Source organism: Streptomyces sp. NBC_00038 (assembly GCF_026343635.1).
In the GTDB taxonomy this organism is placed as follows: Bacteria; Actinomycetota; Actinomycetes; order Streptomycetales; family Streptomycetaceae; genus Streptomyces.
The window spans coordinates 7465899-7479389 of record NZ_JAPELQ010000001.1 but is presented as its reverse complement, the minus strand read 5'-3'; the positions used below and the strand labels follow the sequence as shown (position 1 = coordinate 7479389).

General features: G+C 68.5%; 10 protein-coding genes. 2 read left to right on the top strand and 8 right to left on the bottom strand.

What is annotated here, in order from left to right; all coding sequences use genetic code 11:
• Positions 1-86 precede the first annotated feature (86 nt).
• Together pruA and OG219_RS33900 are read right to left on the bottom strand one after the other, a co-directional pair.
• Positions 87-1718 (bottom strand): L-glutamate gamma-semialdehyde dehydrogenase, encoded by a 1632-nt coding sequence (pruA, locus tag OG219_RS33905; RefSeq protein WP_266833006.1) that lies wholly within the window; start codon positions 1716-1718, stop codon positions 87-89.
• A gap of 30 nt (positions 1719-1748) precedes the next feature.
• The gene (locus tag OG219_RS33900; protein ID WP_266833004.1) at positions 1749-2675 is read right to left on the bottom strand and encodes a proline dehydrogenase family protein; all 927 of its coding nucleotides are present in this window, start codon (positions 2673-2675) and stop codon (positions 1749-1751) included.
• A 164-nt stretch (positions 2676-2839) separates the two neighbouring features.
• Here OG219_RS33900 and OG219_RS33895 point away from each other — a divergent pair, with 164 nt between their 5' ends.
• Positions 2840-4039, top strand: coding sequence for a CdaR family transcriptional regulator (locus tag OG219_RS33895; RefSeq protein WP_266833002.1), 1200 nt, complete (start codon positions 2840-2842; stop codon positions 4037-4039).
• Between the two features lie 18 nt (positions 4040-4057).
• On the opposite strand, the gene OG219_RS33890 is transcribed toward OG219_RS33895, so the two are convergent.
• From OG219_RS33890 to OG219_RS33865, 6 genes are all read right to left on the bottom strand, one after another.
• Positions 4058-4975, bottom strand: coding sequence for a carbohydrate ABC transporter permease (locus OG219_RS33890; RefSeq protein WP_266833000.1), 918 nt, complete (start codon positions 4973-4975; stop codon positions 4058-4060).
• Positions 4972-5904 (bottom strand): carbohydrate ABC transporter permease, encoded by a 933-nt coding sequence (locus OG219_RS33885; protein ID WP_266832998.1) that lies wholly within the window; start codon positions 5902-5904, stop codon positions 4972-4974. The genes OG219_RS33890 and OG219_RS33885 overlap by 4 nt, the downstream gene beginning before the upstream one ends.
• A complete protein-coding gene (locus OG219_RS33880; RefSeq protein ID WP_266832996.1) occupies positions 5901-7274 on the bottom strand; it encodes an ABC transporter substrate-binding protein in 1374 nt (457 codons plus the stop codon). Before OG219_RS33880 ends, OG219_RS33885 begins: the two co-directional genes overlap by 4 nt.
• Before the next feature lie 107 nt (positions 7275-7381).
• On the bottom strand, positions 7382-8479 hold the full coding sequence (locus OG219_RS33875; protein WP_266832994.1) for an enolase C-terminal domain-like protein: 1098 nt from the start codon (positions 8477-8479) through the stop codon (positions 7382-7384).
• A gap of 50 nt (positions 8480-8529) precedes the next feature.
• The gene (locus tag OG219_RS33870) at positions 8530-11901 is read right to left on the bottom strand and encodes a discoidin domain-containing protein (RefSeq protein WP_266832992.1); all 3372 of its coding nucleotides are present in this window, start codon (positions 11899-11901) and stop codon (positions 8530-8532) included.
• A gap of 112 nt (positions 11902-12013) precedes the next feature.
• The gene (locus OG219_RS33865) at positions 12014-12862 is read right to left on the bottom strand and encodes a FadR/GntR family transcriptional regulator (RefSeq protein ID WP_266832990.1); all 849 of its coding nucleotides are present in this window, start codon (positions 12860-12862) and stop codon (positions 12014-12016) included.
• Between the two features lie 246 nt (positions 12863-13108).
• On the opposite strand from OG219_RS33865, the gene OG219_RS33860 reads away from it, so the two are divergent.
• Entirely contained in the window at positions 13109-13432 is a 324-nt protein-coding gene (locus tag OG219_RS33860) for an L-rhamnose mutarotase (protein ID WP_266832988.1), read from the top strand.
• Positions 13433-13491 lie beyond the last annotated feature (59 nt).

Here is a 13491-nt window from a genome sequence, read left to right as displayed (position 1 = left end):
GCTCAGTATTCCCACCCTTCACACACGCGGGCCGGGCCGCCGCCTCATCGGCGGCCACCCGGCCCGGAACCTCGGGACTCGGAGGGTCAGCCCATGTGCGGGTACGTGTAGTCGGTCGGCGGGACCAGGGTCTCCTTGATGGCGCGGGTCAGCGTCCAGCGCTGGAGGTTCTGCGGGGCGCCGGCCTTGTCGTTGGTGCCGGAGGCGCGGCCGCCGCCGAAGGGCTGCTGGCCGACGACGGCGCCGGTCGACTTGTCGTTGATGTAGAAGTTGCCGGCCGCGTAGCGGAGCTTGTCCATCGTGTACGCGGCGGCCGCACGGTCGTTGGAGACGACCGCGCCGGTGAGGGCGTAGTCGGAGGCCGACTCCATCTGGGTCAGCATCTCGTCGTACTTGTCGTCCTCATAGACGTACACGCCCAGGAACGGGCCGAAGTACTCGGTCTTGAAGACCTCGTTCTCCGGGTCCGAGCACTCGACGACGGTCGGGCGCACGAAGTAGCCGACCGAGTCGTCGTACGAGCCGCCCGCGACGATCGTGCAGGCCGGGTCCGACTTGGCGCGGTCGATGGCCGCCTTGTTCTTGGCGAAGGCGCGCTCGTCGATGACCGCGCCGACGAAGTTCGCCAGGTCGGTGACGTCACCCATGGTCAGGTAGTCGACCTCGGCCGCGAACTCCTCCTTGAAGCCGGAGTTCCAGATGGAGGCCGGGATGTAGGCGCGGGAGGTCGCGGAGCACTTCTGGCCCTGGTACTCGAAGGCGCCGCGGGTCAGCGCGGTCTTGAGCACCGCGCGGTCCGCCGACGGGTGCGCGACGAGGAAGTCCTTGCCGCCCGTCTCGCCGACCAGGCGCGGGTAGGTGCGGTAGTTCGCGATGTTCTCGCCGACCGTCTTCCACAGGTGCTGGAAGGTCTTCGTCGAACCGGTGAAGTGGATGCCCGCGAGGTCGCGGTGGGTGAGAGCGACCTCGGAGACGGCGATGCCGTCTCCGGTGACGAGGTTGATGACGCCCTTGGGGAGTCCGGCCTCCTCCAGGAGCTGCATCAGCAGCACGGCGGAGTGCGTCTGGGTCGGCGACGGCTTCCAGACCACGACATTGCCCATCAGCGCGGGCGCGGTGGGCAGGTTGCCCGCGATCGCCGAGAAGTTGAACGGCGTGATCGCGTAGACGAAGCCTTCGAGCGGGCGGTGGTCGAGACGGTTCCAGACGCCCGGGGAGTTCGCCGGGGGCTGCTCGGCGAGCAGGTCACGGGCGTACTTGACGTTGAAGCGCCAGAAGTCGACCAGCTCGCAGGGACAGTCGATCTCGGCCTGCTGGGCGGTCTTGGACTGGCCGAGCATGGTGGAGGCGGCGAGGGTCTCGCGCCAGGGGCCCGACAGCAGCTCGGCGGCGCGCAGGATGATCGCGGCGCGGTCGTCGAAGGACATCGCGCGCCAGGCCGGGGCGGCGGCGAGCGCCGCGTCGATCGCGTCCTGGGCGTCGGCCTGCGTGGCGTTGCGCCCGGTGCCGAGCACGGCCTTGTGGTTGTGCGGCTGCACGACCTGGAAGGCCTCGCCGCCACCGAGGCGCTTCTCGCCGCCGATGGTCATCGGAAGGTCGACCGGGTTCTCGGCCAGCTCCTTGAGCTTGACCTCGAGACGGGCGCGCTCGGGCGAACCGGGGGCGTAGCCGTGCACCGGCTCGTTGACGGGGGTGGGGACCTGGGTTACAGCGTCCATGATTCCGTGACTCCTTAACTGAGCGGTGGGTCAGCCCTTGGTGAGGATCGAGCGTGCGAAGAAGAGCAGGTTGGCCGGCTTCTCCGCGAGGCGGCGCATGAAGTATCCGTACCAGTCGGTGCCGTACGCGGTGTACACGCGCATGCGGTGGCCCTCGGCGGCGAGCCGCAGGTGCTCCTCGCCGCGGATGCCGTACAGCATCTGGAACTCGTACTCGTCGAGCTTGCGCCCGGCCTTGCGGGCCAGCTCCTGGGCGATGGAGATGAGGCGCGGGTCGTGGGACCCGATCATCGGGTACCCGTCGCCCTCCATGAGGATGCGCAGGACGCGGACGTACGCCTTGTCGACCTCGGCCTTCTGCTGGTAGGCGACCTCGGCGGGCTCCTTGTACGCGCCCTTCACCAGGCGTACGCGGCTGCCGCTCGCGGCGAGGCGGCGGGCGTCGGCCTCGGTGCGGAACAGGTAGGCCTGGATGACGCAGCCGGTCTGCGGGAAGTCCTTCCGGAGCTCCTCGTGGATGGCGAACATCGAGTCGAGGGTGGTGTGGTCCTCGGCGTCCAGCGTGACGGTGGTGCCGATGGCGGCGGCGGCCTCGACGACCGGGCGGACGTTGGCGAGGGCCAGCTCGTGCCCGTCCTCCAGTGCCTGCCCGAACATCGACAGCTTGATGGACATCTCGGCCCTGGTGCCGAGGTCCAGCGCCTTGAGGTGCTCGATGAGCTCCAGGTACGCGTCCCGGGCGGCGTACGCCTGCTCGCGGGTGGTGATGTCCTCGCCGACGACGTCGAGAGTGACTTCGAGACCCTTGGCGACGGCGTCCTGGACGACCGGGACGACCTGGTCGACGGACTCGCCTGCGATGAAGCGGGCGACCACCTGCTTGGTGCCGGGCGCCGCCGACACGAAGCGGCGCATCCTGTCGCTGCGCGACGCGGCGAGAATCACGGGACCCAGCACGGGGCACCTCCACAACAAGGCGAGTAGGAGGCCGAATCCCGACGATTCGGGTACGGCACGGAGAACCACCGTGAAACCTAAGGATCTCTCCGATCCTGTGCCATCGACAGCTGTCACGCATCCGTGCCCTGGATCTCAGACAAATGTATGAGAGCCCCGCGGAAATGCGGGAGAATGCCCGAGTGACGTCGGATGCGCCTTTCAAAAACGTGAGTGACTACCAAGAGCTCGTCGACGAGATCTCGGCGCTCCTGGGCATGCCCGCGACCCTGGAGAACCGGGACTTCGAGCTGATCGCCTTCGCCGCGTACGACAGCGAGGGCGAGCTCGACCCCTCCGCCCTCGACCCCGTGCGCACCCGCTCGATCCTCACGCGCCGCTCCACCACGACGGTCCGCACCTGGTTCGAGGGCTTCGGCATCACCCGGGCCACCGCCCCGGTCCGCATTCCGCGCACCCCGGAGGCGGGGGTGTACCGGGGACGGATCTGTCTCCCCGTACGCCATCGGGGCGTCGTCCGCGGCTACGTCTGGCTGCTCGACGACGATCCCGGCCCCTCCGACGCGCAGCTGGCCTCCGCCATGGAGGTCGCCGCCCGCATCGGCGCCCTGCTCGCCGACGAGGCGCAGGCCGGCGCCGACCTCACCCGTGAGCTGCGCGCCGTCCTCACCGCCGAACGCGGCTGGCAGCGCGACATGGCCGTCGCCGAGCTGCGTACGGCCCTTGGCCCGCGCGGCGACGGCCTGCACACGGTGGTGTGCGTGGCCCCCTGGCCCTCGGCCGACCCGGACGACGCCCCTTCCGTCCGTACGGTGCCGGGCGCGACCGCGCTGTGCACGGTGCCGTGGGGGCCGACCGGGCAGAGTCTCGCCCTCCTCGTACGCCTCCGGTCGCCGGAGGTGCTGACCCCGGCGCTGACGGCGGCCGCGCGGTTCGTGCGGGAGGCGGAGGCGAAGGCGGCGGCCGGTGTCGCCGGGGCCCGCACGGGTCTCGCCGAGCTGGGGGCCGCCTGGCAGGAGGCGTCCGCCGCCGCGCGTGCCGTGCTGGCCGAGCCCCGCCTCGGCCCGGTCGCCGAGTGGTCGTCGATCGGGCCGTTCCGGCTCCTGACGTCCCTTCCCCCGGACGCGGCCCACGATCCCGTCGTACGCACCCTGCTGTCCCCCGCCCACCGCGAACTCGCCCGCACGGCGGAGGTGTTCCTCGACTGCGCGGGCCAAGCCGGGCGCACGGCTGCGGAGTTGGGCATCCACCGGCAGACGCTCTACTACCGCCTGTCCCGCGTCGAGCAGCTCACAGGGCTCGATCTGGACGACGGGGAGGACCGACTGCTGCTGCACATGGCGCTCAAGGGGGCGCGGCTCTAGGGGCGTTGGAGGTGGTGCTCACTCCTTGGTCGCGCCGGCGAGCATCCCGGAGACCAGCGTGCGCTGCGAGAAGAGGAAGAGGACCAGGACGGGCAGGATGGCGACGACGATCGCCAGGGCCAGTTCCGGGATGGTGATGTTGAGACCGGCGCCCGCCACCGGGTTGAACGACGGGGTGGAGGTGAGCAGTTGGTTCAGGCCCACCTGGATGGGGAACTGCTCGCTCTTCGGCAGGACGAGGTACGGCAGGAAGAAGTTGTTCCAGTTGCCCACGAAGCTGAAGAACGCGACCAGGCCGACCACCGGCTTGGCCAGCGGCAGCGCGATGCGGGTGAAGAGCTGCCACTCGTTGCAGCCGTCGATGCGCGCGGCCGACAGCAGGTCCCTGGGCAGGCTGCTGCCGAAGTAGATGTAGACCAGGTACACGCCGAACGGATAGAAGGAGAAGGGCAGGATCACCGACCAGACGGTGCCGATCAGCTGGAACTTGTTGAGCTCCAGGAAGATCGGCAGCACCAGGGTGGCCTGCGGCATGATCATCGTGACCAGGGTGACGGTCAGGAGAGTCTTGCGTCCCCGGAAGTTCGTCAGGGCCAGCGCGTAACCGGCCGGGATGCTGACGGCCAGCGTCAGGATCAGCGAACCCCCCGAGTAGACCGCCGAGTTGCGCAGCCAGGTGACCATCGCGCCGTCCTGGAAGGCGAACAGGTGCTGCCAGGCATCGCCGATCTGCTGGAACGACCCGAAGGAGAGCGGGTTGTCCTGGACCACCTGGCCCGCGGTCTTCGACGGTGCGAGCAGCAGCCAGATCACCGGCAGCACGAAGAACACCAGCAGCAGGGCCAGCAGGAGGCCGACGATCAGGAAGGAGACGACCCGGGAGGGCCGGAGGCTCCGACCCACCTGCGTCGGTGAGGAGAGCGTGGATTGCGTCATTTCTCATCCAACTTGAACAGGTTCGAGCGGGCGACCAGCAGTCCGGCGGCCACGAGTCCGAGCGCCAGCAGGAAGACGGAGATGGCGGCGGCGCCGTTGAAGTCGCCCTGCTGGAAGGCGTAGACGTAGGCCAGCTGGTTGGGTGACCAGGTCGGGCTCACCCGGCCGAGGCTGGCGGTCTGGAGCAGCTGGGGCTCGACGAAGAGCTGGGTGCCGGTCGCGAACGCCATGATCGTCATGTAGACGATCCACTGCCTGATCATCGGGATCTGGACGTGCCAGGCGGTGCGCCAGGGCCCCGCGCCGTCCATCCGGGCGGCTTCCAGTACCTCGTCGGGGATGTTGTTGAGCGCCCCGTACATCACGACCATCCAGCCGCCGGCACCGGTCCAGAAGGCGATCAGCATGAGGATCAGCGGCAGGTTGCCCGGCGTGAGCACCGCCGCGAAGCTGTGCATACCCATGCTGTTGAGCAGCCAGGACACCGGGCTGACGTCCGGGTCCAGCATGAACAGCCACACCAGGACACTGGCGACTCCGGCCAGGGCGCCCGGGATGTAGTACAGGAAGCGGAAGAGCGCCGACGTACCCGGCCGCACCCTGCTGCGCAGCACCACCGCGACGAGCACCACCAGGACGACGAGGACGACCAGCCACATCACCAGGTAGACCAGCATGTGGGTGAAGGCCGGGACGAAGCGGTAGTCCTGGGCCACCTTCACGAACTGGTTGAGCCCGGTGAACTGGCCCTGGTCGTTGGTGAGCGCCAGGTAGAACGAGTAGCCGGTCGGAAAGACCCCGAAGGCGAGCAGCAGGATCGCGTAGCCGGCGACGAAGAGGTAGCCCGCAGGGCCGGGGCCCCTCCGCCGCGGCTCGGTGCCGCGGCGGAGGGCGGAGACGGCTGCGCGCTCGGTCTCCAGCAAGGTCATTGGTTGACCACCTGGTATCCCTCGGCCTTCGCCTCGTTGCTGATCTCCTTCTGCCAGGCATCCAGGGTGGAGGTGAGGCTCTTGCCCGCGGTCAGGGCCGGCAGGACGACGCTCGACCAGGCGGTGGCGTCCGAGAACTTGGTGTTCGACCAGCCCGTCCACACCTCGCCCGCGGCCTCCTTGAAGGGCCCGCTCACGTCGTTGGCGAAGTAGTCGCTGTTGACCGGGTTGGCCAGCCACGCTTCGGCGGCCTTGGTGTAGGCCGGGTAGGTGGGCGCGGCCGCCTGGTTCTCGTCGGAGGTGGTCAGCCACGTGACCAGGTCCGTGGACGCCTTGAGGTTGGCGCTGTGCGAGGACACCATCCACACGCCGCCGCCGACGTTGCCGGTCGCGGTCGTGCTCTCGCCCTCCCACTTCAGCGGGGGCGCCGCGGCGATCTGCTTGGCCGGGGTCTCGAAGGCGGTCTTGAACAGGTACTGGCCGTACCAGGAGGGGCCGTACGCCATCAGGACCTTGCTGCCGCTGTCCTTGGCGAAGCCCTGGCTGAAGAAGCCCTTGGTGGTCACGGCCTTGGCGTCGATCAGCCCGTCGAGGAGACCCGCCATCTTCGTGCAGTTGGGGTCCTGGAGGTCGGTCCGCAGGGTGTCCGGCTTCGTCAGCTCGAACGCCGGGCACTGGCCCGACCAGAAGTACGACTCATGGGAGTTGGTGTCACCGACCGAGCCGACGAGGTAGCCGGGGTGGTCCTTGGCGACCTGCTTGCCGAGGGCCTCGTACTGCTCCCAGGTGGTGGGGACGTCGTATCCCCACTTGTCCATGAGGTCCTGGTTGTACCAGAGGACGACCTGCGCGATGTCGTTGCGCAGGCAGTAGGTGTGGTCGTCGAACTGGCAGGGCGTGAGCGAGCCCTTGGCGAAGCCGTCCAGCGTGCTCTGCGGTACGAGGTCGCTGTCCAGGGGCGCGGCGAACGGCTGCGCGTCGGCCGTCGTGGGCTCGGAGGCCCAGGTCACGTCGGTGGGTGAGCCGAAGACCACGTCGGGCCAGCCGCTGCCGGTCCGGTCGAAGAGCTGCACCTTGGACTGGAGGTACGTGGAGCCGTCGGCGCCGCCGTCGTACGTGACGATGTCCATCTTCACGTCCGGGTTCGCCTTCTGGTACGCCTCCACCGACGGCAGCCGGGTCGAGTCGGCCCACACCGTGATCTGCGAACCCTCCTTCTGCGTGACCGGCTTGAACGCCGAGGCCGAAGGCGAGGAGCCGGTGGTGGTGTCGGCGCTGGCACAGCCGGTCAGGACGGCCGCGGTGGCCAGTGCCAGCGCGGCGGCCGCGGTCCGGCGGCGACCTGCTCTCGGAGATCCGGAAGACCACATTGTCTTGCCTTTCTGGTTTCTTGCGTGGGACGGGTAACGCGCCTGTTGGGGGGCGCCGGCTGCGGTGACGGTCCCCATGGGGGGGAGGAGGGACCGCCGCCGTCCGGTCAGCGCGGCTGCTCGACGAACGGCTGCAGTTCGGGGCCGTAGCCGAAGTCGAGCGGGAGGGCTATGCCGGGCCCCGTGGGGGCGTGCACCAGGCCCTGTGCGTCCACATGGCGTTCGCGGACGACCTTCGTCGCGGTCACCAGGGACTCGTAGTAGGTGGTGTTGGAGATGGCCATGCACAGGTGGTGGTTCGGGATGTCCGAACCGTGCACCTCGGCCCGCAGCCGGTAGGCGTCGGCGAGGTGTGCGGTGCGCATGGCGCCGGTGATACCGCCCCGGAGGGTGGTGCCTGCCCGTACGCCGAAGGTGGCGGCGCCGGACTTGATGAAGTCCGCGGAGTTCATATGCGCTCCGTCGGAGGTCTCGGCCACAAGGAGCGGGATGTCCACGGCCGTCGCCAGCGCCTGGTACGCGGAGATGCTGAACTCGCGCATCGGCTCCTCGTACCAGAGGTAGTCGGCTTCCGAGAGCGCCCGCCCCAGGCGGATCGCGTCGGGCAGGTCGAAGCCTGCCGACCCGTCGTACATGAGGGGGACCGACGGACCGACGTGGTCGCGCAGCGCCAGGCAGAGTTCGGCGTCACGGCGGGCGTCGCCCCAGGCGTGCAGCTTGATGCCGGCGTAGCCCAGTTCCAGGCACTGGTCCGCCACGTCGAGGAACTCCGCGATGCTGGAGAACGTCGAGGTGGAGGCGTACGCCGGTATCGCCTCGCGGAAACCGCCGAGCAGCCGCCAGACCGGCTCGCCGTGGTAGCGGCCTGCCAGGTCCCACAGCGCGGTGTCGACGAGACCCAGGGTGGGGAGCGGGAGTTCGTGGATACGGTCCAGCTCCCACACCCGGTGCCACAGCCATTCCCGCTGGAACGGGTCGGCTCCGACGAGTTCGTCGCGCAGGACCAGATCAACCAGGTCCCGCAGGGTGGTGAAGGCTCCCGGCCGGGCGAACAGGGCCACCCCCTCGGCTCCGTCGTCGGTGCCGAGGTGCAGGACCGCGCCGTCGCCCACCGGAGCGCTTCCGCTCAGTCCGTCCCGCCATTTGAAGGGCGGGGCGGCCGCCGGAACATCGATCCGGTGTACTTCGACATGGGTGATCTTCATCGTGGCTTTCGTTTCCTGTGTGGACGTGCCGGCCCGGGTGAGACGTGCGGTCAGAACTCGCCGTACACCTGGATCTCGTAGACGGAGCCGCCGTTGTAGCTGGATCCGGTGATCGTCAGCCGCAGGTAGCGGGCGGTGACGGGCTCGTCGGGGAGCGAGTGGTTGGCCGACGAGACGGTGTACTCGGCGGTGTGGTCGTCGAGCGTCGACCAGGTCGTGGAGTCGGTCGAGTACTCCAGGCGGTACTTGTAGCCGCGGGGCAGCTCGAAGGTGGTGACCACGCCGGAGACGCTGGTGTCCTTGCCCAGGTCCACCTGGATCCAGGACGGGTCGGGCAGGCCGAGTCCCTGCGCCCAGCGGGTGGTCAGGTCACCGTCCACGGCCTTCTCGGGGAAGTTCTGCTCCGATTGCGACGACGCGGTGACCGGCTTGTTCAGTGCCAGGTCGTTGTCGGCCGGAGTGGTGAAGACGGCCGCCTCACTCGGCTCCGAGGTGTTGAGTACGGCGTCACGAGCCACGACGGTGAAGGAGTACTCCTTCTCCGGGGTCAGGCCGGAGACCCGCAGGGTGGTGCCACCGGTGACGGCGATCCGCTTGCCGTCCTGGTAGACGACATAGCTGGTCACACCCGTGTCATCGGTCGCGGCCGGCCAGCTGAGGTCCACCAGGCTGGGGAGCAGCGGTGTGACGTCGGGCTGTCCGGGGGTGGCGGGGGGCGTCTGGTCCGAACTGGGCGCGGCGGCCACGCCGTACACCTGGAAGTCGTAGACGCTGCCGCCGTTGCCGCTGGTCCCGGTGACCGTCAGCCGTACGAAGCGGCCGGTGACCGGCTCGTCGGTGTGGGAGTAGTTGGTCGACGCCGTGGTGTTCGCGGAGGTGTGGTCCTCCAGCGTCTTCCAGTTGACCTCGTCCGGCGAGACCTCGATGCGGTACTTGTAGCCGCTTGCCTTCTCGAAGGTGGTGATCGCGCCGCTCACGTCGTACTGGGCGCCGAGGTCCACCTGGATCCAGGACGGGTCGGGCAGGCCCAGGCCCTGCGCCCAGCGAGTGGACAGGTCACCGTCCACCGCCTTCTCGGGGAAGTTCTCCTCCGAGTCGGAGGAGGCGGTGACCGGCTGCTTCAGCGCCAGGTCGCTGCCGGAGGGCATGGTGACCTTCGCTTCGGCGCTCGGACCCGACTCGTTGCCGGCCGCGTCACGGGCGGTGATCGTGAAGGTGTAGGTCTGGCCGGCGGTCAGGCCGGAGAGCCGCACCGAGGTCTTGCCGGTGGCGCTGACGAGCTTGCCGTCACGGAGTACGGAGTAGCCGGTGACACCCGTGTTGTCGCTGGACGCCGTCCAGTCGAGGTCCGCCACCGTCGGGAAGTCGGTGGTCGCGGCCGGGGTGCCGGGGGCGGTGGGCGCCTGGGTGTCGGTGACCGCCGGGCCCGGGTCGAGGTGACGGTAGGCCGGCTGGAGACCGGCGTTGTTCACGATGGAGGCCGGGAGCTGGTCGCAGGAGTCGACGGTGACGTTGCCGCTGACGTCGTTGTTCTTGCTCAGGTACTGGACGCTGTAGGCGGGGTTGCTGGTGTAGTTGGCGGTGGCGGTGTTCTCCTCCGCGTGGTTCATCAGCAGCCACTGGAAGGAGATGTCGCACATGGCGTTGCCGGTGTTCTCCCAGTGGCGGCTGCCCTCGTCGTGATAGACGGCTCCGTACGCCGGTGCCGGGACGTCGTGGATGTAGTTGCCGGAGACCGTGCCGCCGGGGTTGGAGCTGAGGGTGTAGACGGCTCCGCCATCGGCCTGCGACTTCATGATGTCGCTGATCTCGTTGTCGGTGACGAGGGTGTCCTGGCTGGTGGTCGGGGTGTCCCAGACCGGAATCCCGGCGTTGTTCGGGTAGGCGGAGTTGCCGCCCGCGTCGGTCAGGCCCCAGCCCCAGCCCACCGAGATGCCGGTGTAGGGCAGGTCGTAGACCTTGTTGTGGGTGATCACCGTGTTGTCGGTGTAGCCGGCCAGGATGCCGACCGAGCCGTTGTACTGGTCGGCGACCTTGGTGACAACGTTGTTGTCGACCATGGTGTCCTTGGTGATGTCCCGCGGGTCGTCGGGGTGGGCGTCCCCGGCCTCGACGCCGCCGATCTGGATGCCGGTGGCGGCGACCTGCCTGAAGACGTTGCCCGTGATGTCCGTGCCCTGCGTGCCGGTGTTGAGGTTGAGTCCGACCGCGCCGAGGTGGGTGAAGGTGTTGCCCTCGAAGCTGACGTCGTGGCCGTGGTTCACGTTGACCGCGCCAGGCGTCTTCTGCCAGTTCAGGCGGGTGGAGTCGAAGTCGGGGTTGTCCTCGCCGACCATCCGGAAGCCCGCCTGGCCCTCGATGAGGCCGTCGGACGAACTGGGGGCGAGCCAGGTGGAGTAGGAGAAGGTGATGCCCTCGAAGGACACATCGGTGACGGGCTTTGCCCTGGTGCCGTTAAGGTCGACCAGGTCCTGCACGACCGGAACCGTGACGGTCGCGGTGGACAGGTTCTGGCCGTCCTTGGGCATGTAGTAGACCTCGTCCGTGCTCTGGTCGAGGTACCACTCACCCGGGGTGTCGAGCAGCTCGCGGGCGTTCTCCAGCCAGGTGGGGTTCTGGATCTCCTGACCCTGCTGCAAGTGGGCGTTGTGCCAGCAGGGCTGCTCCATCGTCATCGTGTTGCCGGAGATCGACTCCACACCGCAGCGCTGGAGCTTCCAGCCCCAACTGCTCACGACCTCAAGGTCCTTGGGCTGCTTGTACGCGCTGATGCCGGCGTCAGTGAAGGTGTAGCCGGTGGACGTCTTGCTGAAGCCGGCCGGGTCCTTCGTGCTGCGGGCCCGGGTCGCCAACTCGCCGTTCACGTACAGCTGGCGGGTGTCGAGGTCGCCCACCTTGGCCTTGTAGACCTTGCCCGTCGAGTCGGCCGGGGTCCAGCCGGTGATCTGCTTGCCTCCGCTGATCACGGGGGTCGCGCCGGGGGCGGCCTCGTAGATGATCCGGGACCCGCCCTTGCCCGAGTCCTGGGCGGTGAGGCTGAAGGTGCGGCTCAGCTGGTAGGTGCCGGACTTCAGCAGCACATGGACGTCGCCGGAGACCTTCTTCTTGGCCTCACGGACGTAGTCCCGCGCGTACTCCAGCGTCTTGAACGGATGCGCGGAGGTGCCGGATCCGGAGTTCTTCCCGGTCGGCGAGACATAGACGTTCAGGCCCTTCGGCGAGGCGGCCTGGGCCGGCGCGGCAGCCAGCGGCGCCGTGGCCACGGCCAGGGACACTGCGGCTACCAGCGCCCTTCGGAGCGGCACGAATATTCGATCACGAGCAGCTGGTGAGCTCGTTACGGCTGGTGAGCTCGGTGCCGATGGTGAACTCGGTGCAGACGGTGCAGACACGGAAATCCAATCGCCTGAATGAAGTGACATCTGGGGAGACCCGGTCGTCCTCCGGGTTCCTCCGGCGTTGGGTGGCTCGCGAGGGCGGGGTGCCTGTGAGGGCGTGCGCCTGGTTCACGGGCCGTGACGGCGTGACGCAGGTTTACGACGCGGAGGACTTCGGGGACCGCGGCTCATCCGTGGCTCCGGTACTCCTCGGCGGCTGCGCCTGTGTGCCGGAGGCGCCGCGGCTGTCCAGGTTGAACAGCCTGTCGCGGATCTTTCGTTCGAACTGGCTCTGAGTGGTGGCGATGTGCGCCACCATCAGCTCCGCTGCGAGATCGGCCTCCCCCGCGGCGACCGCCTCGGCAATGGCGATGTGCTGTTCCGCCGCGACCACCAGGGACCCGGGCGCGTCACCGTGGAACAGCAGGACATCGGACTGTGACGCCAGGCGCCGTACGCCGGCGACGCTCGACCTCAGGAACACGTTGTGCGAGGCGGCACCCACCGCGTCGTGGAACGCGGTGTCGGCCTCGGCGAAGCCGTAGCCGTCGGCCGCCCTCGCCGCCACCATCGACTTCTCGGCGCACTCCCGGATGGTCCGGACCTCGATCGGTGTGGCGAGGGAGGCGGCACGGCGCGCCGTCTCCGACTCGATCACCGTCCGGTAGTCCAGGAGCATCAGGACGTCTTCCATGCTCGTCGGCCGGAAGTGCGAGAGCTGGTCGTCCACCAGCCCGCCGGCCGAGTCGGCGACGAAGATTCCCGCGCCGCGCCGCACGCTGAGCCGGCCGATGGCGGCCAGGACCTTCACCGCCTCGCGGGTGACGTTGCGGGTCGCGCCCAGGATCTCGGCCAGGCCCTGTTCGGTGGGCAGCCGGTCCCCGGACCGCAGGTTCTGCTCGGCGATGTAGTTGAGCAGTTGCTCGGCGACCAGTTCGTAACCGGGCCGGTAGCGGCCTGACGCGTCGTCATTGCCCTCGCCGGGCACCTGTGTTGGAGCTCCCACTGCGTTGTCCCCCTCGTTCACGCTCGGATTAATCAGGTTCATCGGTGGGGGCAACTATGACACCGGCGTTACGCGTTGAGAAGAGTGGGACAGAAGATTGCTCAATTCGCCTCTAGAACCCTTACTTAACAGGACAATTGGTGCATCCCGTCGGAACTATTGCGTACAAGGGATCAGATCCTTAAGGTCCTGCATGCCGGATGAAGCAGATCCTTGACCCGTACATCCTCTGACTTCTGGAGCAAAATGCAGCGCTTCGCCGCCGTGGTCCGACTGAGGCCCGAGAAAGAGTCGGAGTACCGGGCACTGCACGCCGCCGCCTGGCCGGGCGTGCTCGCGACCCTCAAGCGGGCCAACATCGCCAACTACTCGATCTTCGTCCGGGACGGCCTGCTGTTCAGCTACCTGGAGTACACGGGGACCGACTACGCCGGCGACACCGCGCTCATCGCCGCCGACCCGGTCACCCGCGAGTGGTGGACGCTGACCGACCCGTGCCAGCAGCCCCTGGACAGCGCGGACGAGGGGCAGTTGTGGGCCCCCGCCGAGGAGATCTTCCACCTCGACTGAGAGCACTGCTCGACCGAGAGCACGGAGAGCACCGAGAGCTACGAGAGCTACGAGACGGA

Coding starts and splice junctions, on each gene's coding strand:
- OG219_RS33890 (WP_266833000.1), bottom strand. CDS start 4,975: ATGACGCAATCCACGCTCTCCTCACCGACGCAGGTGGGTCGGAGCCTC.
- OG219_RS33880 (WP_266832996.1), bottom strand. CDS start 7,274: ATGTGGTCTTCCGGATCTCCGAGAGCAGGTCGCCGCCGGACCGCGGCC.
- OG219_RS33870 (WP_266832992.1), bottom strand. CDS start 11,901: ATGTCACTTCATTCAGGCGATTGGATTTCCGTGTCTGCACCGTCTGCA.
- OG219_RS33860 (WP_266832988.1), top strand. CDS start 13,109: ATGCAGCGCTTCGCCGCCGTGGTCCGACTGAGGCCCGAGAAAGAGTCG.
- OG219_RS33885 (WP_266832998.1), bottom strand. CDS start 5,904: ATGACCTTGCTGGAGACCGAGCGCGCAGCCGTCTCCGCCCTCCGCCGC.
- OG219_RS33875 (WP_266832994.1), bottom strand. CDS start 8,479: ATGAAGATCACCCATGTCGAAGTACACCGGATCGATGTTCCGGCGGCC.
- pruA (WP_266833006.1), bottom strand. CDS start 1,718: ATGGACGCTGTAACCCAGGTCCCCACCCCCGTCAACGAGCCGGTGCAC.
- OG219_RS33895 (WP_266833002.1), top strand. CDS start 2,840: ATGCGGGAGAATGCCCGAGTGACGTCGGATGCGCCTTTCAAAAACGTG.